The sequence below is a fragment of the Gaiella sp. genome, assembly GCF_035710885.1.
Taxonomy (GTDB): domain Bacteria; phylum Actinomycetota; class Thermoleophilia; order Gaiellales; family Gaiellaceae; genus Gaiella.
On record NZ_DASTCS010000054.1, the window covers coordinates 96,439 to 118,489 of the forward strand.

Genomic DNA, 22,051 nt, shown 5'->3' on the forward strand with positions numbered 1-22,051 from the left:
CCTACGATGCCGCGACGATGACCGCGATCGCCCTCGACCGCCCGCGCGCCGTGGCCGAGCGCGCGCCCTTCGTCGAGGGGCTGTTCTTCGCGACCGTGTTCACCGTCACGTTCGCGAAGCTCCAGTGGGAGGTCGCGGGGACGATGTCCTTCTCGGACGTCGTCACCTTCTTCTTCATCATCGCGTTCGTCGTCTACCGGGTGGAGCGATTCGACGGGCGGTTCGCCCGGGCGGCTGCCGTGACGCTCGCGTTCTTCGTCGCGTTCCTGCTCGTCTACCTGGTCGGCTGGTTCAACCTCGAGACGTCCGAGTCGCTCGCGCAGTGGACGAAGGGGATGATCAAGTTCCTCCTCCACTTCCTCTTCCTGATCGCGGGTGTGGCGCTGATCGCGCGGCGCGGTCTCCGCTTCTACTGGCTCACGCTCGCCGCCTTCGTCGGTGGGCTGGCGGCGAACGGCGCGTACGGGCTCGCACAGCTTGCCGTCGCCGAGACGAGCGGCGCGAACCTCGACGAAGCGTGGCTGCAGCCGATCACCGGCGGCGCCAGCCAGATCAACATCTTCGGCGCGATCGAGGGCTCGTTCGTCTACAGGGTCAACGCGCTCACGGGAGACCCGAACCACCTCGGGATCGAGGTTGCGGCCGGGATCCTGCTTCTCTTGCCCATCTACCTCCGCCTCGAGCGCGGCCATCGGCTCCGCGTCCCTCTCGCTCTCCTGCTCGTGTTCCTCACGATCGTCGACCTCGCGACCCTCTCGCGCAGCGGCCTGCTCGGCCTCGGGTGCGGCTTCCTCGTGCTCGCTGTTCCCTACCGCCGCGTGCTGCTCCGGCCGCAGTTCCTCATCCCGCTCGGCGTCCTGCTGGCGGGGCTGGCCGTGTTCGTGGCGCAGCGCGCCCAGTTCTTCACGGAGGTGCTCAACTCGCGTCTCTCGACCGAGGGACGGAGCGCTGACACGCACTTCATCGTCTACTCGTTCATTCCCGACGTCCTCGCCCAGAACCCGCTGTTCGGTCTCGGTCTGAACACGTTCTCGGTCTACTACGAGTTCCAGACAGGGAAGACAAACTTCGGGCCGCACTCCTTCTACGTCGCCTCGTTCGTCGAGTACGGCCTGGTGGGGACGCTCCTCTTCGCAGCGTTCATCGTGTACCTCTTCCGGCGGGCCGGGCTGACCCGTCGCATCGGCCGCTCGCTCGCCGCGGCGGGCGATCCGCTCGCAGCGCGGATCCGCCCGCTCGGCTGGGGGCTGACCGCCGCGCTCGTCTCCACGATGGTCTCGAACGTCTTCTACCTGACGATGTCCTTCTACTACTTCTACGTGCTCGCGCTGCTCATGATCGCCGCGCCGGCCGCGCTCGCGCACGACCTCGCCGAACGCCGGTGAGGGTCGTCGTCCTGACGACGTCGTATCCGCGCGACGCGGACGACGTCGCCGGGACCTTCGTGCGCGACGCGGTCGAAGCGGTGCGGGCCGCGGGGGTGGAGATTCGGGTCGTCTCGCCCGCGAGCTTCCGCCACTACGGGATCGCGTACGGCGACGGGATCGTCAACAACCTGCGCCGCTCGCCGTGGAAGGCGCTTGCGCTGCCGTTGTTCCTCGCGTCCTTCGCCGCCGCGGCGCGACGGGCGGCGCGCGACGCCGACGTCGTCCACGCGCACTGGCTGCCCTCCGCGCTCCCCGCTCTTGCGACCGGCAAGCCGCTCGTGCTCCAGCTGTGGGGCTCGGACGTCGCGCTCGCGCGACGTGCGAGGCCGCTCGCGCGGTGGCTGGTACGACGCGCCCGCGTCGTGGTGGTCGCATCGACCGCGCTCGCGGAGGACGCCGGCGCGTTGGGGGCATACGACGTCCAGGTGATCCCGGCCGGGGTCGCGATCCCGGAGACGGTCGGAGAGCCCGAGGAGCCGCCCCATGCGCTCTACGTCGGGCGGCTGTCGGAGGAGAAGGGCGTCCGAGAGCTGGCGGAGGCCGCAAAGGGCCTGCCGCTCGTCGTCGTCGGCGACGGCCCGCTGCGCTCCCTCTTCCCGCAGGCGGTCGGCTTCGTCCCGCCGCACGAGCTCGGCCCGTACTACGGGCGGGCGGCGGTGGTCGTCGTCCCGTCGCGCCGCGAGGGCTACGGCATTGTCGCGCGCGAGGCGATGGCGTACGGGCGGCCCGTGGTGGCGACGGCGGTCGGCGGTCTCGTCGACGCCGTCGAGGACGGGATGAACGGGCTACTCGTGCCGCCCTGCAATCCCCGCGCACTTCGTTCGGCGATCGAGTCGCTCCTGGACGATGCAGAGCTGCGCAGTCGGCTCGGGGCGAATGCGGCCGCAAGCGCCCGACGCCGCTTCTCCTTCGAGACGGCTGCCTGGACGCAGGTGGAGTTGTACGAGCGGCTGACGCAGTCGTGAGGTCACGGACGACTCGTGGGCGAGGAGCGGCGCGCCGACGCGAGCCAGGATTTTCGACTCGCCTCGCGCCGGTCAGCGGAGCCGGCAGCGCGCGAGCGTCTTCAGCACACGCAGGCCGTCGAAGGCCGTCAGCTTCTTGCCCTCCTCGCGCGAGCGGGCCGCGTAGGTGATCGGCACCTCGTAGATCCGCTCTCCCGCAAGAAGCACGCGCGCCGTGATCTCCGGCTCGATCCCGAAGCCGCGCTCGCGGAGGCGCAGCGAGCGGAAGAGCTCCGTGCTCATCGCCTTGTGGCACGTCATGACGTCCGAGATCCAGCAGTTGTAGATCAGGTTCGTCGCAAACGTGACCGCCTTGTTGCCCATCACGTACCAGAAGCTGAACGCGGAGTGGCTCGCCCACGAGCGTGTGCCGAACACGACGTGCGCGTCGCCGTCGAGCAGGGGCTTCAGGAGAGGTCCGAGGTCGGCCGCCCGGTACTCGAGGTCGGCGTCGAGGATCGCCGAGAGCTCGCCGGTCGCGTGCTGAAGGGCCGTCTGGAGGGCTGCCCCCTTCCCGCGATTCCGGTCGTGCATGACGAGCGTCACGTTCTCCGGCCAGTCTCTTCCCCGGAGGAGGTCCCGCGTGCCGTCCGTAGACCCGTCGTCGACCACGACGAGCTGGCGGGACTCGACAGGAAGCTCAGCCGTCAGCGCATCGTCGATGGCGCGCTCGACCGTCGTGAGCTCGTTGAAGACGGGCATCAGGATCGAGAGGGAGTGGGGCATCCGCGGCACCCTACCCCTATCGGCACGTCGCGCCTGGGGCGTGACGGAAGACACTGCAGGCGCGCCCCGACCCCGGCGCAGAGGTGTCGACGGCGTCGCGGGAACGGTCGGGACGGGGGGTACGATCCCCGCCGTGCGCGAGCTCGTCATCGGGGGCAGGACGATCGGCGACGACACGGGCTGCTTCGTGATCGCCGAGATCGGCCACAACCATCAGGGAGACCTCGACAAGGCCAAGGAGCTCTTCCGCGCGGCGAAGGACGCAGGCGCCGATGCCGTGAAGCTGCAGAAGCGCGACAACCGGCGGCTCTTCACGCGGGAGCTGTACGACAGCCCGTACGACAACGAGAACAGCTTCGGCGCAACGTACGGCGAGCACCGCGAGGCGCTGGAGCTCGGCCGCGACGCCTACCTGGAGCTCCGTGACTACGCCGCCGAGCTCGAGCTCGTCTTTTTCGCCACCGCCTTCGACGAGACGAGCGCCGACCTCCTGGAGGAGCTCGACCTGCCCGCGTACAAGATCGCGTCCGGCGATCTCCGGAACACGCCGCTCCTCCGCCACGTCGCCGCGTTCGGCAAGCCGCTGGTCCTCTCGACGGGCGGCGCGACCCTGGAGGACGTCGACCGGGCCCTGGACACCGTCCTGCCGACCAATTCGAAGCTCTGCCTGCTGCAGTGCACCGCCGCCTATCCCGCCTCGGTCGAGGAGCTCGAGCTGGGCGTGATCACCACGTTCCGGGAGCGCTACCCGGACGTCGTCGTCGGCCTCTCGGACCATCAGGACGGGATCGCGATGGCGCTGGTCGCCTACATGCTGGGCGCCCGGGTGATCGAGAAGCACTTCACGCTGAGCCACACCGCGAAGGGCACCGATCATGCGTTCTCGCTGATGCCCGAAGGGATGCGGAAGCTCGTTCGCGACCTCAGGCGCGTCCCGGCCGCGATCGGCGATGGGGTCAAGCGACCGCTCCCGAGCGAGGAGAAGCCGCTCGAGAAGATGGGGAAGAAGCTCGTCGCGTCACGTGACCTTCCCGCCGGGCACGTCCTCGCGGCGGGCGACCTCGTCGCCAAGTCGCCCGCGGACAGCGGGTTACCGCCGTACGCACTCGACGAGCTGCTCGGCAGGCCGCTCGTGCGCCCGCTGGTGGAGGAGGAGACCCTCAGGGCCGACGATGTCGGCTGCGCGGCCGCGGAGAAAGGCCGGCTGCCCGCGGGCTCTCGCGCCGCCTCCTCGATCGAGTAACGACACCCAGAAGCGTCCGAGCACACTGGCCCGGCGTTCGCGCTGTTCGCCCCGCGTGCTCGATGGAATTGCGGACTCCCCCGCCTGCACGAGCTCTGCGACCCGGTTGGCGCCCGCGGGAGGTGACCCACCCGGCGCCGTCGCGGAGCCGGAGTAGGCTCGTCCGCGATGGGCGCAGTCGACTTCCTGCTCTCCGTCGTCGTGCCGCTGAAGGACGAGGAGGCCAACGTCGGGCCGCTGTCCGAGCGCCTGCGGGACGCTCTCGACCGGCTCACCGCTCGCTGGGAGGTGATCCTCGTCGACGACGGGAGCGACGACGCGACCTATCCAAGGGCACTCGAGCTACGCGAGGCGGACACGAGGTTCAAGGTCGTGCGCCTCTCGCGGACGTTCGGCCACCAGATTGCGCTCTCCGCCGGGCTCGACGTCGCGGCAGGCGACGCGGTCGTCACGATGGACGGCGATCTGCAGCATCCTCCCGAGGTGATCGCCGAGCTCGTCGAGCGCTGGCGCGCCGGCGCAGAGGTCGTCTACGGCGTGATGGTCGAGCGGCAGGGAGAGTCCCACATGAAGGACGTGACCGCCCGCGTCTTCTACCGCGCGTTGACGAGGCTCACGGACATCCACGTCCCGGCAAGCGCAGGCGACTTCCGGCTCGTCGATCGCCGGGCGCTCGACGCGGTGCGCTCGATGCGCGAGTCGAACCGCTATCTGCGCGGGATGTTCAGCTGGGTCGGCTTCGACCAGGACGGCGTCCCGTACTCGAGCCCGCCGCGGGCGGCCGGTCGCAGCAAGTACACCTTCGGCCACATGCTGCGGCTTGCGACGGACGCGATCGTGAGCTTCTCCGACCGTCCGCTCCGGCTCGCCCTCAACCTCGGGTTCCTCGTCTCGGCCGCGTCGATCCTGTTCGGCATCTCGGCCGTCGTCTCGAAGCTCGCGGGGCTTGAAGTCGTGCCGGGCTGGACCTCGGTGATGATCCTCGTCGGGTTCGTCGGCGGGGTACAGCTGATCGTGCTCGGGATCATCGGTGAGTACGTGGGACGGATCTCGGATGAGGTCAAGCAGCGTCCGCTGTACGTCGTCCGCGCCGCGCACGGGTTCGACGAGGCGGCCCCGGGGTGAGCACGCCGCCCGCTCAGCGGCCGAGGCGCATGATCCCGACGAGGGCGGAGAAGCAGCACACGGCAGGTGCCTCAGCAGCACGGAGCCGGCGAGCAGGTCGCGAGCCGCCTCACCCTGCACGAGCCGACATCGTAGGACGGCGCGCGAGGACGGTCATCACGTCCAGGAGGTTGAACGGCACAGTCAGAGCGCCGAACCGAGACCGCGCCAGCCGTCTGGCGAGTGCGTCGAGAAGCGAGACGTCCACCGTGAGGCACGCCTTGTGGGCGAGGTATCGGAGTGGGAAGACCGCAGCCGGATGGCCGACGGCGAGCACCTCGAAGCCCACCGACTCGAGCAGGCGCGTGATCGTCCTGCGGCTGAAGAAGAAGTTGTGGTGGCGGGGCGTCATGAGGTGCCAGCGCGCCAGCGAGGCCCGCGCGAGGGCCGAGCCGGCATCCCCTGTCGACAACGCGAGGACGCCGCCGGGACGAAGACGCGCGAACGCATGCTCGAGATCGCCGCGCGGGTCGAGCGCATGCTCGATGTAGTCCCACATCGTCACGCACGACACCTCCGGGTCGATGGGAACGTCGCGCAGCGTCCCGACACGGAGCTCCGCGGCGATGTGGCGCCGACCCCACTGGATCATTGCGCGCGACACGTCGACGCCACAGGCCTCCCACCCGCGGCGCGTGGCCTCGTCGACGAAGAACCCGGCCGCGCAGCCGACGTCGAGCAGCCTCCCCGGCACCGTGACGTCCTCGAGGCGCTGCAGGCGTCGCCGTGCGTTGGCCCGGTGGACGTCCGCGTCGGCGACGTAGTCCAGGTATCCCTCTCGGCCCTCGAGCCCGCCGCTGCCGCCGAAGTACGCGGGGCCGTAGATGTCCTCGAGCTCGTCTCGGGTCGGCAGCGTGCCGCGGAAGACGAGCCCGCAGACCGGGCAGCGGACGATCACGTGGTCGTCTTTCTCGAAGAGCAGGCTCGCCGCGCTCCGCACGGCCGCGCCGCAGAGGTTGCACGTCGTCTGGACTGCGCCCGTGGCCGTTCGCGCCTGGGGTGACGTCCTCATGCCGTGCAGCGGAGGATCTTGCCGACATTGGAGCTCCACGCGGGCTCCGCCTCTGGAGCGCACGCGGAGAGAACAGGATCGTCCGGCGGCGTCTCGGTCCCGGGGCCGCCCGGGTCGATCACGACCAGGTACCGCTCCTCGGCGGCGCAGTTGCGAGGAGGCTCGTCCGCGAGCGGCATCAGGACAGGGAGCGCCTTGACCAGCTCGACGTTGAGGCCGATGACGCCGACCTCGCAGCCGCCGGCAGCGCGGGCCGCGGCCTCCCGCACCAGGATTTCCTGGGCCCGTTCCCCGTCCACCCACCATTCGACCCAGCCGTGGCCTTCCCAGGCCTGCCACATCCCGCCTGCGACGAGGACGACGCCCGTCGCCACCACGGCGGCCGAGCCGAGCGGGACGACGCTCCGCGCGAGCGCAAAGGCGCCGAGTGCGATCGACGGGAGGTAGTACCGGCTCGCGACGACTCCCGCCTCGGCCGCGAACAGGAGGAACGCCAGCGCGACGACGAGCAGGCCAGTCGAGATCCAGTCCGCGCCGAGCCGGAACGTCCTGATTGCGAGCACGACGACCGCGGCGGCCAACAGGATCATCGGCAGCGGAGAGTGGAGCACCTCACCAGCGCGCGAGAGCTGATCCGAGAGCCTGTCGACGAAGCCCTTCGCGGCCGCGGCGTCCTCGTAGACCCGCTCGTCAGCGAGCGCGAGCTCGACCGTCCGAGCAACGATCGGGACGAACGGCAGCAGCATCGCGCCGACCACGACCCCGATCGCGGCGCGCCGCCCGCCGTCGAGCCCGGACCAGCGCTCGCGCTGCCGGCGGACAGTGGGCCACAGGAAGGGGGCGAGCAACAGGACGCACGCCGACGTCTCCTTTTGCAGGACGCCGAACGCCCAGAGCGCGACCCCGCCGGCCGCCGCCGCGACGACCCAGGGCTGCACCGGCAGTGTCGCCAGCAGCTCGTCGAACGTGCGCACGAGCAGCACCGCCCCGAGGGACATGCACCCGACCAGCAGCGGCTCCTGCGGGCCGTAGCGGGCGAGGTCGATCGCGAGCGACGGCGCCGTGATCACCGCGAGCGGCACGCCGAGGACGAGCAGCCACGCGGGATCGAGCCCTGCGATTCTCCGCAGCCCCGACTCGATCAGGAGCAGCCCGAGCAGCGTCACGCCCAGTACGAGGACGGCGACGCGCAGCACGCCCCACAGCTGCGGGCCGGCGAACGCCTCCGGGGCTCCAAGGGTGTGCCACTGCAGCGCGTTCCAGGCGATGAACCCCGGGCGGTAACGCTGCTCCTCGGGATTGCCGAGTCGTAGCACCTCGCGCAGCTGTTCCGGCGCGTTCGCGATCGCGCTCCAGTCGTCGACCATCGACGGGAACGGATGGTGGAAGCGGGGCTCGATCGCCCCGAAGACGACGAGCCCGACGATCGCGAGGCAGGCGAGGAGCCCGATGCGGACGCGCATCGGCGGGTTCTACCAGCACAACCGCTCGGACCTGACGGATGCTGCCGTCGCGTGCATGAGAATGCTGAAGGGCTCTTGGCCCCGGCGCCTCCCGTGGGGTGGGTTCCTGGCTACCTCACCTGGCACGATCCGTTGGCGACGCGCCTCAACACCTTCCAGTCGCCGACCCCGAACTCTTCGCGCCAGTCGTCGGGACACTCGCCGGCGCCGGTCCGGGGTGCGGTCACGAGCCAGGCGGCGCCCGCGAGGCCCTCGCTGCGCTCCCTCTGGATGAGCACGACCTGCCGGCCGAGTCCCGCGCCGAAGAACGGGGACAGGTAGTCGTTGGGGCGCAGGGCGAGCGCGATCGACGCGCTCTCGGGTACGGCGGTCTCGACGAAGCCCACGACGTCGATTTCATCGCCTCCTGGCCGGAGCTGACCCTGCTGAGCAGCTCTCGTTCGCCCCCAGATGGAGTCCCGGCTGACCGGACCCGGGTCGTCCTCGAAGAGCACGAGGCCCGATGGCTTCCCCATCGACATCGCGATGGACATGCCGGCCGTCACCATCGCCAACCCCGTCAGACCCCAGGCGACTGCGGGCCAGCGCAGAAGCGAGCCCCAACCGGCCGCGGCGAGCGCGACCGCAAACATCAGGAAACGACCTCTGAACGGATCGTAGGTGAGGAGCGCAGCCAGGGCGACGAGCGAAACTATCGGAGCCGCTGAGAGGGCCGTCAGCAGGCGGCGGTGAGATCGATGCCGGCTCCGCCAGAGCAGAGCGACAGGAGTGAGGACCAGGCACACGACGAGCACCGGCCCGTACCACGACTCCGTCGCGTCCGCCAGAACGGAGAGCTCGAACTCGGTCGGCGGTTGGACGGCGAGCTCGGCGTCTCCCAGCGCTGTCCAGGCCTCCTGCCATCCCTGGAGCAGCAAGCTCCCGACGGGTGCGAGCACCACGGGAACGACGGCCACGAGTACGGCTCCCAGGAGCAACGCCAGCCAAGGCTTGCCGCGTGCGCGCAGGAGAATCGCCGCAGCCGCCAGCACGAGCGCTGCGATTCCGTAGACCGAGACGTCTCGCCCGTTCACCCCGCTCCGATCCAGGAGATCGAGACCGAGTTGGCGCAGCGTGGTCGCGACGACGCCCATCCCGTCCGGCCTTTGTCCGCTCTCCGAGCCGTACCCCCCATCGAGGTGCCCCGTGTGCCAGAGGTTCATCCAGTACCACCCGCTTCCGAGCAGCGCGCCTCCGACCAGTGCCGCGATGGAACGCAGACGGCCTTGGCGCATCGACGTCAGGACGACGAGAGCGATCCAGGGAAGGCCGAACACGGCGGTCACCTTGGTACCCACGGCAAGAGCCGTCGAAAGCGCACCGACGGCGACCGCCGCCCGGCTATTCGAGAGGAGGAGCGCCGCGGTGCAGGCGAGGAAGGAGCACACGACGAGGTCGTTGAGCGCACTCGCCGCCTGAAGGATCACGACAGGGAGCGAGACGAACAGCAGCGCTCCGAACACCGCGCCGCGCGTGTCGCTCCCGAGCCTGCGGGCGAGCAGCGCAATGGCCCCTGCCGTCGCGAACAGCGCCGCGAGCTGTCCCACCGCGACGAAGCGGTCACGATCCGACACGAGCATCGTCGCCAGCTGTCCCATTTCGGCGACCGGAGGCATGACGTTCAGTCTCGAGTCGGTTGCGTCCGGGATCCACCCGACGGACTCCTGCTGTTTCCACAGAAGGGCGCGCGGGAGGTGGTATGCGAGCGCGTCGCCGTCGTTCGGCGCGACCCCGATGCCGGCGACGAGGGTATATGCGACGCCGAGGGCGACTGAGACGGCGAGCACCGCCACGGGGCCGACCCGGATGGCCTCACCGAGACCCACGACGGATGGTTTCAGCGCGAGCCTCGGTCGACCGGCGACGTACCACGCCGTCCCCGAGCATGCAACGCCGGCAATCAGGACGACCCAGAGGCCCGGCGCCGAGACTCCCCCCACGAGTGAGAGCGCCGTCAGTGATGCAACGAGCCAGGCCCACGCGATGACGTATGCGGCGAGCAGGCTCTCGGCGAGCGATCCGATCAGCAACGTGAACGCGGCCGCCATCCCGGTCGCGGCGAGCATCGCGATCGCGAGAACGAGTAGCCCTCCAGAAAGCAGGCCCATGTCTCTGCCCCTCCGGTGGGGTCCGACGCTCCGGGAGACTACGGCGATGGGAGGTTGGCGGCGAGTACGATCGGCGCCGTGACCGACCCGCTCTTCGAGCTCTCCGGGCGCGTCGCCGTCGTCACCGGCGGGATGGGGCAGCTGGGGGCGGAACTCTCGGTGTCGCTCGCCGCGCGGGGCATGCGCGTGGGGATCCTCGACGTCGACACCGAGCCTCGCCCGGGCGCCGCAGGGCTCCGCACCGGCCTCGACGACGGCACCATCCGCGTCCACGAGTGCGACGTGACCGATCGAGGCCAGGTCGAGGCCGCGTTGGCGCTCGTCGAGGTCGACTGGGGCGTCCCGCACCTGCTCGTCAACGCGGCCGCGCTCGACTCGCCGCCTGACGCTCCCGCCGCCGAGGTCGGACCGTTCGAGGACGTGCCGCTCGAGGCGCTAGAGCGGGTGGTGCACGTCAACGTGGTCGGCGTGGTTCTCCCTTGTCAGGTGATCGGCGGCGCGATGGCCCGCGAGGGACGTGGGTCGATCGTCAACGTCGGCTCGGTCTACGGGCTCCTCTCGCCCGACCAGGCTCTCTACGACTTCCGCCGTACGGCCGGCGAGACGTTCTTCAAGCCGGTCGCGTACTCGGTCTCCAAGTCGGCCCTCCCGAATCTCACGCGCTACCTGGCGACGTACTGGGGCCGTAGCGGCGTCCGTGTCAACACGCTGACGCCGCACGGCATCGAGAACGGGCAGCCGGCGCCCTTCGTCGAGGCCTTCGCCGCCCGCTCGCCGCTCGGCCGGCTGATGGACGTCTCGGAGGCCGTCGGCGCCGTGGTCTTCCTCGCCTCGGATGCGTCGTCGTACGTCACCGGCGCGAACCTCGTGGTCGACGGCGGCTGGTCGGCCTGGTGATCCCTGCGGAGGTGCCGAACCTCGTCGACGGCGAGGAGCGGCCGGCAGCAGGCGGGAGGTGGCTCGACAAGACGCGACCGGAGGACGGCGCGCCGCTCTGCAGGGTCGCTCGCTCGGACGCCGATGATGCTGCCGCCGCGGTCGCCGCGGCCCGTTCCGCCCAGGAGGAGTGGGCGGAGCGGACGGCGGTCGAGCGGGGAGACATCGTCCGCGCGATCGCGGAGCTCCTCCGCAAGCGGCGCGAGGAGGCGAGCGCGCTCGTCGCGGCGGAGACGGGCAAGCCGCTCGAGGTCGCCCGGGGCGAGACCGATGCGGCGGTCGAGATGGGCTTCTTCGTGGCGGGGGAGGGGCGCCGCTCGTACGGGCGCACGACCACCGCGTCGATGCCGCACCGGACCGTCCTCACGCTCCGCCGCCCCGCCGGAGTCGCAGCGCTCCTGATCTCGTTCAACACCCCCCTGCCGAACGTCGCCTGGAAGGCCTTTCCCGCGATCTTCTGCGGCAACGGCTCGGTGCTGAAGCCCTCCGAGCATGCCCCGCTCTCGGCGTGGTGGCTCGGCAGGCTCTGCCTCGAGGCCGGGCTGCCGCCAGGCGTGCTCAACGTGCTGCAGGGGTTCGGGCCGGAAGCCGCGATGCCGCTCGTCGACGATCCGCACGTCGATCTCGTCAGCTTCACGGGCTCCGCCGCCACGGGCCGCCTGGTCGCCGAGGCGGCCGGCCGTCGGCTTGCGAAGACCGTGATGGAGCTGGGTGGCAAGAACGCGCTCGTCGTCTGCGACGACGCCGACCTCGGTCGTGCGGTCGAATGGACGCTCGCCTCGGCGTTCTCGAACGCGGGGCAGCGCTGCGCCGCGGCGAGCAGGATCGTCGTCTTCGACGCCGTCTACCGCGAGTTTCGCGAGCGGCTGCTCGCCGCCCTCGAGCGGCTCGACGGCATCGGCCCGGTGATCAGCGAGCGGAGCATGGAGCGGATCCTCGGTGCGGTGGAGGCCGCCCGGGCGGGCGGCGCCACCGTGATCGCCGGTGGGACGCGGGTGGGCGACCGTGGGTGGCACGTCGCGCCCACCCTGGTCGAGGGCGTGGCGCCGAATGCAGCGCTCTCCTGCGAGGAGCTCTTCGGCCCGGTGGCGGCGCTGTATCGGGTATCGGGCCTCGACGCCGCCGTTGCGCTCGTCGACGACTCGCCCTACGGGCTCACGGCCGCGATCCACACGGCGAGCATCCACCGGGCGATGCGGTTCGCCGAGCGGGTCGCAGCCGGCGTCGTCGTGGTCAACGCGGGGACGCACGGCAGCGAGCCGCACATGGGCTTCGGCGGCGTCAAGCAGTCGGGGACGGGGTGGAAGGAGGCGGGCGTCGAGGCGCTCGACGTCTACTCGGAGACCCGGTACGTGAACCTCGTCGTCGACCCGGCGCTGGCGTGAGCGGGACGTCGGGCCCCCATGACCCTCCGCGGGCCCCGGCGTGAGCACGACGCCGGTCGCCGTCCTCGGGCTCGGCGGGATCGGCGGAATGGTTGCCGCGCGCACGCGCGCTCTCTGCGTCGGAACCGAGCGAAGCGTCGACGTCGTCCGCGGCCGTGGCCTGAAGCTGAAGCACGGCGACGAGTCCTCCGTCGTCCGCCCGGAGGCCGTCGAGCGCCTCGAGCAGCCGGTCTCGCTGCTCGTCGTCGCGGTCAAGGCCTACGCCCTCGAAGAGGCGCTCGGCCGGATCGCCCTCGAAGCCGTCGAAGGCGCTGTGATCCTCCCGCTCCTCAACGGGCTCGAGCACGTCGAGCTGATCCGAGAGCGCCTCGACGCACGGGACACCGTGGTCGCCGCCGGGAGCATCGGGCGGGTCGAGGCGTACTCGCCCGAGCCGGGGGTCGTCGTGCAGCGCACGGTTGGTGCCGCCCTCATCACGGCGGCGTCGCGTGACGGCGGGCGCGCGCGGCTCGAGGCCGCACTCGGCCCGCTGCGCGTCTCGGGCATCGACGTCGTCGTGGCCGGGGACGAGCGTGCCGTCCTGTGGGAGAAAGCGGCACGGCTCGCGGTGCTCTCCGCGGCGACGCTCGCCTCGGGCAGGCCCGTGGGCACGCTGCGGGACGAAAGCACGTGGCGGGTGCGGCTGCGCGCCGCCCTCGAGGAGGCGTGCTCTGTCGCGGCGGCGGACGGCGTCCAACTCGATCCCGCCGGTCAATGGGCGATCATCGAGTCCTTGCCGCACGACCTGACCACGTCCACGGCACGGGATGCGGCGGCGGGCCGACCGACCGAGCTCGACGCCATCGCCGGCGCCGTCGTACGGGCCGGCCGCCGGCTCGGGATCCCGACGCCCGTGCTCGAAGCCCTGATGGCCGATGCGTGGGCGCGGTCCAGCCAGGCCGCATGACGTCGGCCACCGTCCGCACGATGAAACGGCGGGCTTCCCTCGAGCCCGAGCCCGCCACCGGGAGTTGGAGCTCCGAGCGCGTCGTCACCCGCGTGGTGCTCGGCGTCTCAGCGGCGTACGCGCTCGTCGTGGGCATCCTCGCCCTCCTCCGCTACGAGTCGTTCGCCTCGGACTTCGACCACGGGATCTTCTCCCAGTACATCTGGCTGCTCGGCAACTTCCACGAGCCCTTCAACACGATCAACCTCCGGACGCTGCTCGGCGACCACGTCGAGCCCGGCATCGCGCTCTTCGCCCCGCTCGGGACGCTCGGGGTGGGCGCGCCCGGCATCCTCGTCGTGCAGACGCTCGCGCTTGCCGCGACTGCGCCGCTGCTCCTTCTTCTGGCCCGCGCGCACGGTGCGCGCGGATGGGTGGCGGCGGTCCCCGCCCTCCTCTGGTGCGCCTCGCCCGTCGTCCTGCGGCCCGCGCTGCACGACTTCCACCCGGAGGCGCTCGTCCCCGTGCTGCTGGTCGGGGGCTGCCTCGCCGTCGCCCGTGATCGCTACGTCTGGTTCGTCCTCACGGCGGTCGTCGCGTGCTCGATGAAGGAGGATGTCGGGCTCACCTATGCCGCGCTCGGGCTCGTGCTGCTCTGGGAAGGGCGGCGGCGCCTCGGCGGCGCGCTCGCCCTCGGCGCCGCGGCATACTCGGCGTTCGCCGTCTACGTCGTGCTCCCGGCGTTCGGCACCGCGGCCGACCAGGAGTTCGGGCCGCGCTTCGCGGGTGACCGGGGGGACTCGTTCGCCGACGTCGTGCGCTACAGCCTCGTCCACCCGTTCAGTGCCGTCGACCGCGCGCTCACGCCGAACGACGTGGGCATTCTCCTGATGCTCGTGCTCACGACGGGCGGGCTCTGCCTTCTCGCCCCGCGTAGGCTCCTCGTCGCCGTCCCCGCGGCCGCGCTCAACCTCCTCTCGGCCTACGACCTCCAGCACACGATCTCCTACCACTACTGGATCGTCGCGGCCGCCGCCGTCGCGGCAGCCGGAGCGGTCGGGGCCGGACGCGTTCGGACGCCGGGCACGGCCACATGGCTGCGCTGGGGGGCCGCTGCCGGAGTCCTGCTCACGGTGCTCTCGCTCCAGTGGGGCAGCGCGATAGTCCGACAGATTCGGTTCGAGTGGCCGAGGCGCGACGACCGAAGGGCGGTGCTCGACGCGATCCCCGAGGGAGCGAGCGTGTCCGCCCCGATGCACGCACTCGCCCACCTTGCCGAGCGCAAGCGCCTCTTCGTCCTCCCGGAGCCGATGCTGCCCGTTCGCGTGGGTGTGAAAGACGGCGTCGATCGGGAGCAGCTCGCCCGGGAGCTCGAGTACGTCGTCTTCGACCCGGGGATGAAGTTCTGGGGCTCACCGACCGTCGGGCAGGTCGCGGCCGAGATCGAGCGACGCGGCTTTCGCGAGGTCGGGCGGCGCGGCGGCACGATCCTCTACCGCAAGGAGCCGGGGGCATGAGCCCCACGCCGAGCGCGGTGGCGCTGATAGGCGCGCGCGCCGGCTCGGAGCGGGTCCCGGGGAAGAACGTCCGACGCCTCGCCGGCCACCCGTTGCTCGCCTACGCCATCGAGACCGCGCGCCAGTCCGATGTCTTCGAGCGCATCGTCGTCTCGACCGACAGCGAGCGGATCGCACAGGTCGCCCGCTGGTACGGGGCCGAGGTGCCCTTCCTCCGCCCGGCCGAGTACGCGACCTCGACCTCGCCCGACATCGAGTGGATCGCCTGGACGCTGCCCCGCCTCGAGGAGCACTTCGACCTGTTCGCAGTCGTGCGGGCCACCAACCCGTTCAGAGGTCCCGACGTCATCCGACGAGGGCTGGCGCAGCTGCTGGCGACTCCCGAAGCGGACTCGATCCGGGCGGTGGAGCGCGTCAAGCAGCACCCCGGAAAGATGTGGGTGCTGGACGAGCTCGGGCGCCTGATGCGGCCGCTCCTCGACCAGTCGCACCTCGACGTCGCGTGGCATGCGGGCCAGTACCAGGCGCTCCCGCCCGTGTACGTCCAGAACAGCGCGCTCGAGATCGCGTGGACGCGCGTCGTGGCAGCCACCGGCACGCGTGAGGGCCGCATGCTCGCGCCGTACCTCACGGAAGGCTACGAGGGCCTCAACATCGACGAGGAGGATGACTTCGCGCGCGCCGAGGAGCTCGTCTCCGAGGGGCGCGCGTCACTCGTCTCCGTCAACCGCGAGCCTTACCCTGGCGAGCCGTGAAGCTCGCCCAGCGGGCCGATTCGCGTGAGTGACCGCGCGGCTGCCGAGCCGCGAGACATGCGCCGGTCACTCGCCGAACAGTGGCCGAAGACCGCCGTCGGCCTGGGGCTCGCAGGGATCGTCCTCGCCTGGCTCGCGGAGACAGTCGTCGGCGGAGACAGCGGCCAGCTCATGGCCGGGACGGAGGCGCTCAGGCGCTGCCTGACCGACTTCGACCTCGTCTCGTGCGAGCAGGCAACGCCGATCGGCCCCTGGCCGATCATGCAGTACCTCCCCGATCTCGTCGCGGATGCGGCGGGCCCGTCGACGGAGGGTCGGGACCGCGTCCTCACGACTCTGAGCAGCGTCGGTGTCGTGGCCTCCGTAGGCGCCGCCTGGATCGTCCTCCGGCGGCTGAGCTATGCAGAGTGGCGGTGGGGGTTTCTGCTCGTCGTCGTAACCGGCCCGGCTCTCGCGTACGGCAGCGCCACGTGGGGGGAGATGCTCGCGGCCGGCCTGCTGACGCTGCTGGTCGCCGCGGGGCTCCTCCGTGCCCGTCCTGTGCTCGTCGGGCTCGCCGCGTTCGGGGCGGGATTGACCAAGGAGACCGGATACCCCTTCGTCGTCGCGTTGGGGCTCGTCGCGCTGCTGCTCGCGCGGAGGCGAACCGGCGAGCCGATCCGCCGGCACGTGATCCTCCTCGTGGGCGGGATCGCCCTCGCGGTCGGCGCGGGCTCCGCCCTGAACCTGCTCCGGTTCGGGACACCGAGGAACGCGTACTACCTCGATCCGGCCCTACGGACCGCGACCGTCGAATGGTTCTTCGAGATCGCGGCCGGGCTGTTCGTCGCCCCGAACGGCGGCATTCTGTTCTTCTGGCCGCTTGCGTCGTTCCTCGTCGCGCTTCTGCTGGTGTCCCCGGTGGCGCGTGCGCTCCGACAGGAGGCGGCGTGGAGCGATGCGTGGGTCTCGCTCGCGCTGGCGGCGATCATCGGAGGCCTCGTCGCCGGGCTCGCCGCATGGTGGGCTCCCTTTGGCTGGTGGGCCTGGGGGCCACGCCTCAGCCTGCCGTGGGTGTTCCCGATCCTGCTGCTCTCCCTCGCCGCGTTCGGTGACACGCTGACGCCGATGATCAGTCGCGTCCTGGCTCCGGAAGCAGGACTGGTCGCTGTGACTGCCGTTGTCCTTCTGGTTGCGCTGCCGCACATCGGGTTCCTCTGGCACGCCGACGTCGTGGGCGATTTCTTCTTCTTCCACGAGACGTCCGTCTGCCCCGGAGGTGGACCGCCGCCGACTACGGCCTATTACGACTGCCTGCGGGAGCAGATGTGGGTGAGGCATCCGATCTGGCTCGATGCGCTCAGCGGGTTGAGGAAGCCCCAGGCGGTCGGTACGGCTGCCGCGGTGTCGCTCGCCGCTGTCGGGTGCCTCGCGCAGTTTCGGCGGGAAACCGTGGTGCAGTCGGGGCGACCCGGTGATGCCCGCGATGTGCCGTATCGTCTTCGCCCGTGAGGCTCGCCGCGCTCGAGACGCTGTCCTGCGACGCCGGCTGGCGACCGTGGCTCTTCGTCAAGGCGACGACTGACGACGGCCTCGTCGGCTGGTCGGAGGTGACCGACTCGCACGGATCGCCTACCGGGCTGGCCGGCGTCGTCTCCGACCTGGCGTCGCTGGTCGTGGGCCGCGATCCGAGCGCGTTCGAGGCGATCCACTGGGACCTCTACCGGCGGACGCGACAGAGCCCCGGCTCGATCGTTCAGAAAGCGATCGGCGGGATCGAGAACGCGCTGCTCGACCTCAAAGGCAAGGCGCTCGGCGTGTCGGTCGCGGAGCTGTTCGGGGGCCCGACCAGGGAAACGATCCCGCTCTACTGGTCGCACTGCGGTACGACCAGGGCACGCGCCTGGGAGGCGACGGGGACACCCAAGCTCGACTCGTACGACGCCGTCGCAGCGCTCGGACGCGAGGTCGTCGGGCGGGGCTACACGGCCTTCAAGACGAACATCGTCGTCCCGGGGGACGAGCCGCGTGTCCTCATGCCCGGCTTCGGACGCGACGGCGGAACCGACCGCAACCCGACGCCGGAGCTGCTCGACGCCCTGACCCGGCTGCTCGAAGCGTTCCGCGAGGGGACGGGCGGAAAGGCGCTGCCCATCGTCGACCTCAACTTCAACCTCACGACCGAGGGGATCGTCCGGGTCGCGCGGACGCTCGAGCCGTTCGGCCTCGCCTGGCTCGAGGTCGACTCGTACGATCCCGCGGCGCTCGCCCACGCGCGGCGGCGCTCGCCGATCCCGCTCTGCTCCGGCGAGAACCTCTACACGCTGCGGGGCTTCCGGCCGTACTTCGAGGCGGGCGCGATGGACGTCGCCTCCGTGGACGTGATCTGGAACGGGTTCGCGCAGTCGCTCAAGATCGCGGCGCTCGCCGACACCCACGAGGTGGCGTGCGCGCCGCACAACTACTACAGCCATCTGGCCACCTTCATCGCAGCGCAGTGGTGCGCCGCGATCCCGAACGTGCGGCTGCTCGAGGTGGACGTCGATGACGTCCCCTGGCGCGAGGAGCTGACGACGGCGATCCCGGAGATCGTGGATGGGGAGCTCGCCGTGCCGTCCGGGCCCGGCTGGGGCTGCGACGTCCGCGAGGACGTGCTGCGCGAGCATCTTCTGCCGACATGAAGCTCGCCCCGAGTCCGCGGCCCGGCGCCGCGGTCGCGGCGTTCGCGCTCGTCGTTCTCGTTCCTTCCGTGCGGGCCCTTGTCGGCGACTCGTACCTCGGCGCGACGCCGCTGCTCGTCGGTGCCTGTGGGCTCGCCCTCCTCCCCTACCTGCCGGACGAGCTCGGCCACCTCTCGGTGCGTGTCACGGTCGCGCCTGCCCTGGGCCTTGCGTCGTTCGCGGCGCTGCTCACGACCGCTTCGATCCTCGGTGTCCCGCTCGACGACGTCTCGATCCCCCTCGTGGTGGCTGCCTTCGTCATTCCGCTGACCGTCGTGTCCGTCACGCGCGGAGCGACGCGACGAGACGATCGGGCAGTTTCGAACCGACGCGAACTTCTCACGCTGCTCGCGCTCGCGGCCATTGTCGTGTTCGCGCTCGCCTCGTCCTGGGACAAGGCCTATCCGTTCCAGCCGCGCTCGGATTGGGGCCACTACCTCCTCTACGCCGACGAGGTCGCGGCGCAGGGTCACCTACTCATCGACGATCCGTTCGCCGGCGAGGAAGGCCGGATCTTCGCCGACCCGCCCGCGGTGGGCGCGCTCTACGGCAGCTTCCTCCTTCTCGACGGCATCTCGTCGTGGTCGCTGACGATCGGGATCGTCGTCATCTCCGCGTTGACCGTGCTGAGCGTCTACGCATCGGCGGCGGCGCTGTGGGGCGCCGGCGCGGGCCTCGTCGCAGCAGCCGCGTACGCCGTCGCTCCGATCCGGCTCGATCCGGCGTACTGGCATGGTCTCGGGACGACGCTCGCGATGGTCTTCGTGCCACTCGTCGTCCTGTCGCTCGGGCTGCTCTTTCGCGGAGCGCGCGGTCGGCGGCACATCCTCGTCCTGGGCATGGGGCTGCTCGGCGTCGCGGCCGCGCACTCGACCAGCGCGATCGTCGTCGGCGTGATGGTCGTCGTTGCGCCACTGGTGGATTTGACCGTCCGGCTCGTCGGAGGTCGGGGCGAGCCGCGAGCCGCGCTCCGTGGTTGGTGGAGCAACGGAATCTTGCGGCCGGTCGCGTCGGCTGTCGGGATCGCGTGCGTCCTTGGTGCCGGGGTCGTTGGTCACCTCTGGCTCCAGGGCCGTGCGTTGGGAAGGCCCGTGAACTACCGCTTCCTCGATCCGGAGTGGCTCGACCGCGCATCGCTCGAGCACTACTTCGGCGTGCCGTTCCTAGTCGTCTCGCTCGTTGCGGTCGCGCTCGTGCTCACGTCTCGGCAGCTGCGCCGCGACCCCGCCCTACTTGCGGTCGCCTCGCTCACGCTCGCCTGCGTCGCGGTCAGTCAGCTTTGGAGAGTGCATGTGGCGTTTGACTACCAGCGCGTCGTCTACTACCTCGGTGTCGGGCTGGTGCTCCTGATCGGGACTGCGTTTCTGCGGCGGAAAGCCAGCGCGGCTTGGATCGCGGCCTTCGTCCTCGTGTTCCTCTACGTCGAACGTACTTCGGTTGGGCTCCGGCTGCCGGAGCGCGTCCTGGAGTCCGTGCCACGCACCGCCGGGGTCTCGGGCCTCACGTCGTTTCGGGAACAGCTCGACCGCGGCGTGCTCCCGGATTCGGAGCGAATCGTCAGCGATGGGTGCCTCCACTTCGCGGCTCCGTATCTCCTGCGCCGGCCGACGCTTCCCGCCTTCAGCGAACGACAGGTCGGCTTTGTCGACAGGCTGCCGCTCGCGCGCCAGGCGGCCACGATCCTCGCGGGCAGGCCCGCGGGAGCGATGGTGGCGGCGCGCCTCGGCGTGCGTTACGCCGTCGCGGACCCCGAGTGCACGCCCGATCTTGTGGCGACGCTCAACGGAACAACCGTTCTCGCGAACGAGGGAGTCGTCGTCGTTCGGCTGCCCGAGTCGCGCTGACGCTCAGTCCGCGTGCATATCGGGCCCGTGAGTCATAGGAGCGTTCTCGCGCAGCGGGAGCCCGCTCAGCCTCGAGACGAGCCAGCGTGGCAGGCGGTCGTGGCGCAGTCCCAGCTGGAGGCCTGCGAACTTGCCGAGCTCGTACACGGCCGCGTACGGAATCCAGCGCCCCCGGCCCGTGCGCAACAGCCATGCCAGCTCCTCACGGGCGTAGCGCGACCCGGCGCGTCGGAGCGCCGCGCGCGAGGCGTCCCCCTCGACGTATGCGTGCTCGGCCGAGACGCCGGAGTCGAAGAACCGACGGAAAGCCGAGGCGATCGTGTACGCGTGCGAGTGGCGCACCGCCGCCAGCGGCTCGTACATGAGCGAGTACCCGTCCCGGAGGACGCGGCGCGACCACTCCTGGTCCTCGCTCATCGTCAGGTCGTCGCGAAACGGGTAGCGCTCGAGCAGAGGGCGTTGGACCGCCGCGTTGACGTTGGAGAAGAGGGTCGCCTCGAACGTCAGCTCCTCGCCCGCGTCGAGGCGCTGGACGCGCGCCGTTGGGCCGTAGAGGAAGTCGAGGAAGAACCGCTCCGGTGGCCGGGCATCGGGGTGGGGGAGCTGGCGGCCGTACGCGCCGGCCACGTCGGGACCGGAGCGGGCGGCGATCGCCAGGCGGGCGAGCCAGCGCTCGTCGTGGGCGATGGCGTCCTGCGAGGTGAACGCGACGAGGTCGCCTCGGGCGAGGCTCACGCCGAGGTTTCGCGTGCGTCCATGGCCGAACTCCTCCGGCGGGATCTCGTGCACGACGGCTCCGGCAGCTCGGGCCAGGTCGGGAGAGCCGTCGGTCGAGCCGGAGTCTACGACCACGACCTCGATCTCCTCCTCGACCTGCTGTGCGGCGATCCCCGCGAGGCAGCGGCCGAGATCCGCGCCGCCGTCCTTGACGGGAATGACGACCGAGATCACCGGGGGGTCGCTGCGAGGAGGAGCTGGTACGCGAACAGCGAGGGCCGCAGCGACGCGACCGCGTGAGCGACGCGCTCCATCCGCGGCGTGCCGACGAGCGGGACCGGCGAGGTGTGGTCGAGCTCGACCACGCGGTACCCGGCGTCCGTGACCGTCTCGACGAGCGTCTTGCGGGTGAAGAGGTGCGTGTGCGTGCGGTCGAGGATGCCCCGCTCCGTGTAGCGCCACCTCCCCGCGAGGAGCGACAGGCGCATCGCCCAGTTGGCGACGTTCGGCGTCGTGAGCACGAGGCGCCCGCCCGGACGCAGCAGCGGCCGGAGGCGGGCGAGCGCGGCGCCCGGGTCGCGCAGGTGCTCGACCACGTCTCCGCAGAGCACCACGTCGAACGACGCAGGCTCGAGCGGAAGGTCGAGCGACTCGACGTCGCCGACGACGACCTCCTCGCAGACAGATCGCGCTTGCTCGGCCGCGGCCGGGTCGAGCTCGACCCCGACGACGCGGGCACCGGCGTCGACGAGGGGGCGGGCGAGGTAGCCCGACGAGCATCCAACGTCGAGTACCCGTCCCGGGCCGTCGGCGAGCGCCAGCGCGAGCAGCCGCGCATGGCCGCCCTGGGGCCGCTCGTTGAGCGGCACGTAGCCACTCACGGGACGGGGACCCGCTCGACGACTCTCGCGCGCGACGGTTCGCCCGTGCGCATCGTCAGCAGGCCGACGAAGAAGGAGCCGAGCATGACCTGGGTGCCGAGGGCGAGGAGGGTGAAGCCGATCGCGGTGGCGTATTCGTGGGCGAGCGCGCCGAAGCCGTCGAGTGCCCAGCTGAGGAAGATCGCGGTGAGTGTGACGAGGCCGGC

Annotated in this window: 18 protein-coding genes and 1 pseudogene; 12 read left to right on the plus strand and 7 right to left on the minus strand. The window is 71.0% G+C overall.

The genetic code is table 11. The features are described from left to right. Positions 1–17: 17 nt before the first annotated feature. Positions 18–1,385, plus strand: coding sequence for an O-antigen ligase family protein (locus VFO26_RS13620; protein WP_325115572.1), 1,368 nt, complete (start codon positions 18–20; stop codon positions 1,383–1,385). Next, positions 1,382–2,392, plus strand: coding sequence for a glycosyltransferase family 4 protein (locus VFO26_RS13625; protein WP_325115573.1), 1,011 nt, complete (start codon positions 1,382–1,384; stop codon positions 2,390–2,392). The genes VFO26_RS13620 and VFO26_RS13625 overlap by 4 nt, the downstream gene beginning before the upstream one ends. 72 nt (positions 2,393–2,464) lie before the next feature. On the opposite strand, the gene VFO26_RS13630 is transcribed toward VFO26_RS13625, so the two are convergent. Next, positions 2,465–3,157 (minus strand): glycosyltransferase family 2 protein, encoded by a 693-nt coding sequence (locus tag VFO26_RS13630; protein ID WP_325115574.1) that lies wholly within the window; start codon positions 3,155–3,157, stop codon positions 2,465–2,467. A gap of 133 nt (positions 3,158–3,290) precedes the next feature. Here VFO26_RS13630 and VFO26_RS13635 point away from each other — a divergent pair, with 133 nt between their 5' ends. Both VFO26_RS13635 and VFO26_RS13640 read left to right on the plus strand, forming a co-directional pair. Next, a complete protein-coding gene (locus VFO26_RS13635) occupies positions 3,291–4,400 on the plus strand; it encodes an N-acetylneuraminate synthase family protein (protein WP_325115575.1) in 1,110 nt (369 codons plus the stop codon). Positions 4,401–4,568: 168 nt separating this feature from the next. Further along, positions 4,569–5,525, plus strand: a complete 957-nt coding sequence (locus VFO26_RS13640) for a glycosyltransferase family 2 protein (RefSeq protein ID WP_325115576.1) — start codon at positions 4,569–4,571, stop codon at positions 5,523–5,525. 109 nt (positions 5,526–5,634) lie between these two features. Here VFO26_RS13640 and VFO26_RS13645 read toward each other — a convergent pair whose 3' ends face one another. The 3 genes from VFO26_RS13645 to VFO26_RS13655 form a co-directional block, all read right to left on the minus strand. Continuing rightward, complete coding sequence (locus VFO26_RS13645) at positions 5,635–6,576, minus strand: class I SAM-dependent methyltransferase (protein WP_325115577.1); 942 nt, start codon at positions 6,574–6,576, stop codon at positions 5,635–5,637. After that, on the minus strand, positions 6,573–8,039 hold the full coding sequence (locus VFO26_RS13650) for a hypothetical protein (RefSeq protein WP_325115578.1): 1,467 nt from the start codon (positions 8,037–8,039) through the stop codon (positions 6,573–6,575). The genes VFO26_RS13645 and VFO26_RS13650 overlap by 4 nt, the downstream gene beginning before the upstream one ends. A gap of 110 nt (positions 8,040–8,149) precedes the next feature. Next, a complete protein-coding gene (locus tag VFO26_RS13655; protein WP_325115579.1) occupies positions 8,150–10,186 on the minus strand; it encodes a hypothetical protein in 2,037 nt (678 codons plus the stop codon). A 78-nt stretch (positions 10,187–10,264) separates the two neighbouring features. Here VFO26_RS13655 and VFO26_RS13660 point away from each other — a divergent pair, with 78 nt between their 5' ends. The 8 genes from VFO26_RS13660 to VFO26_RS13695 are packed head-to-tail and all read left to right on the plus strand — an operon-like array spanning position 10,265 to position 20,247. Continuing rightward, positions 10,265–11,083, plus strand: a complete 819-nt coding sequence (locus VFO26_RS13660; protein ID WP_325115580.1) for an SDR family oxidoreductase — start codon at positions 10,265–10,267, stop codon at positions 11,081–11,083. Further along, on the plus strand, positions 11,080–12,507 hold the full coding sequence (locus VFO26_RS13665) for an aldehyde dehydrogenase family protein (protein ID WP_325115581.1): 1,428 nt from the start codon (positions 11,080–11,082) through the stop codon (positions 12,505–12,507). The genes VFO26_RS13660 and VFO26_RS13665 overlap by 4 nt, the downstream gene beginning before the upstream one ends. A gap of 40 nt (positions 12,508–12,547) precedes the next feature. Further along, positions 12,548–13,453, plus strand: coding sequence for a 2-dehydropantoate 2-reductase (locus VFO26_RS13670; RefSeq protein WP_325115582.1), 906 nt, complete (start codon positions 12,548–12,550; stop codon positions 13,451–13,453). Positions 13,454–13,473: 20 nt separating this feature from the next. Then, positions 13,474–14,949: a DUF2079 domain-containing protein gene (locus VFO26_RS13675; protein ID WP_325115583.1), complete on the plus strand. Its 1,476-nt coding sequence runs from the start codon at positions 13,474–13,476 to the stop codon at positions 14,947–14,949. Further along, positions 14,946–15,704 (plus strand): acylneuraminate cytidylyltransferase family protein, encoded by a 759-nt coding sequence (locus VFO26_RS13680; RefSeq protein ID WP_325115584.1) that lies wholly within the window; start codon positions 14,946–14,948, stop codon positions 15,702–15,704. Before VFO26_RS13675 ends, VFO26_RS13680 begins: the two co-directional genes overlap by 4 nt. Before the next feature lie 57 nt (positions 15,705–15,761). Then, the gene (locus tag VFO26_RS13685) at positions 15,762–17,195 is read left to right on the plus strand and encodes a hypothetical protein (protein ID WP_325115585.1); all 1,434 of its coding nucleotides are present in this window, start codon (positions 15,762–15,764) and stop codon (positions 17,193–17,195) included. Beyond that, positions 17,192–18,364, plus strand: coding sequence for a mandelate racemase/muconate lactonizing enzyme family protein (locus VFO26_RS13690; RefSeq protein ID WP_325115586.1), 1,173 nt, complete (start codon positions 17,192–17,194; stop codon positions 18,362–18,364). The genes VFO26_RS13685 and VFO26_RS13690 overlap by 4 nt, the downstream gene beginning before the upstream one ends. Beyond that, a complete protein-coding gene (locus tag VFO26_RS13695; RefSeq protein ID WP_325115588.1) occupies positions 18,361–20,247 on the plus strand; it encodes a hypothetical protein in 1,887 nt (628 codons plus the stop codon). Before VFO26_RS13690 ends, VFO26_RS13695 begins: the two co-directional genes overlap by 4 nt. A 3-nt stretch (positions 20,248–20,250) precedes the next feature. On the opposite strand, the gene VFO26_RS13700 is transcribed toward VFO26_RS13695, so the two are convergent. From VFO26_RS13700 to VFO26_RS13710, 3 genes and pseudogenes are all read right to left on the minus strand, one after another. Continuing rightward, positions 20,251–21,198: a glycosyltransferase family 2 protein gene (locus VFO26_RS13700; RefSeq protein ID WP_325115589.1), complete on the minus strand. Its 948-nt coding sequence runs from the start codon at positions 21,196–21,198 to the stop codon at positions 20,251–20,253. Further along, positions 21,195–21,845, minus strand: coding sequence for a class I SAM-dependent methyltransferase (locus tag VFO26_RS13705; protein WP_325115590.1), 651 nt, complete (start codon positions 21,843–21,845; stop codon positions 21,195–21,197). Before VFO26_RS13705 ends, VFO26_RS13700 begins: the two co-directional genes overlap by 4 nt. Then, positions 21,842–22,051 (minus strand): annotated as a pseudogene (locus VFO26_RS13710) (hypothetical protein); the annotation flags it as partial. The gene VFO26_RS13705 and the pseudogene VFO26_RS13710, both read right to left, overlap by 4 nt.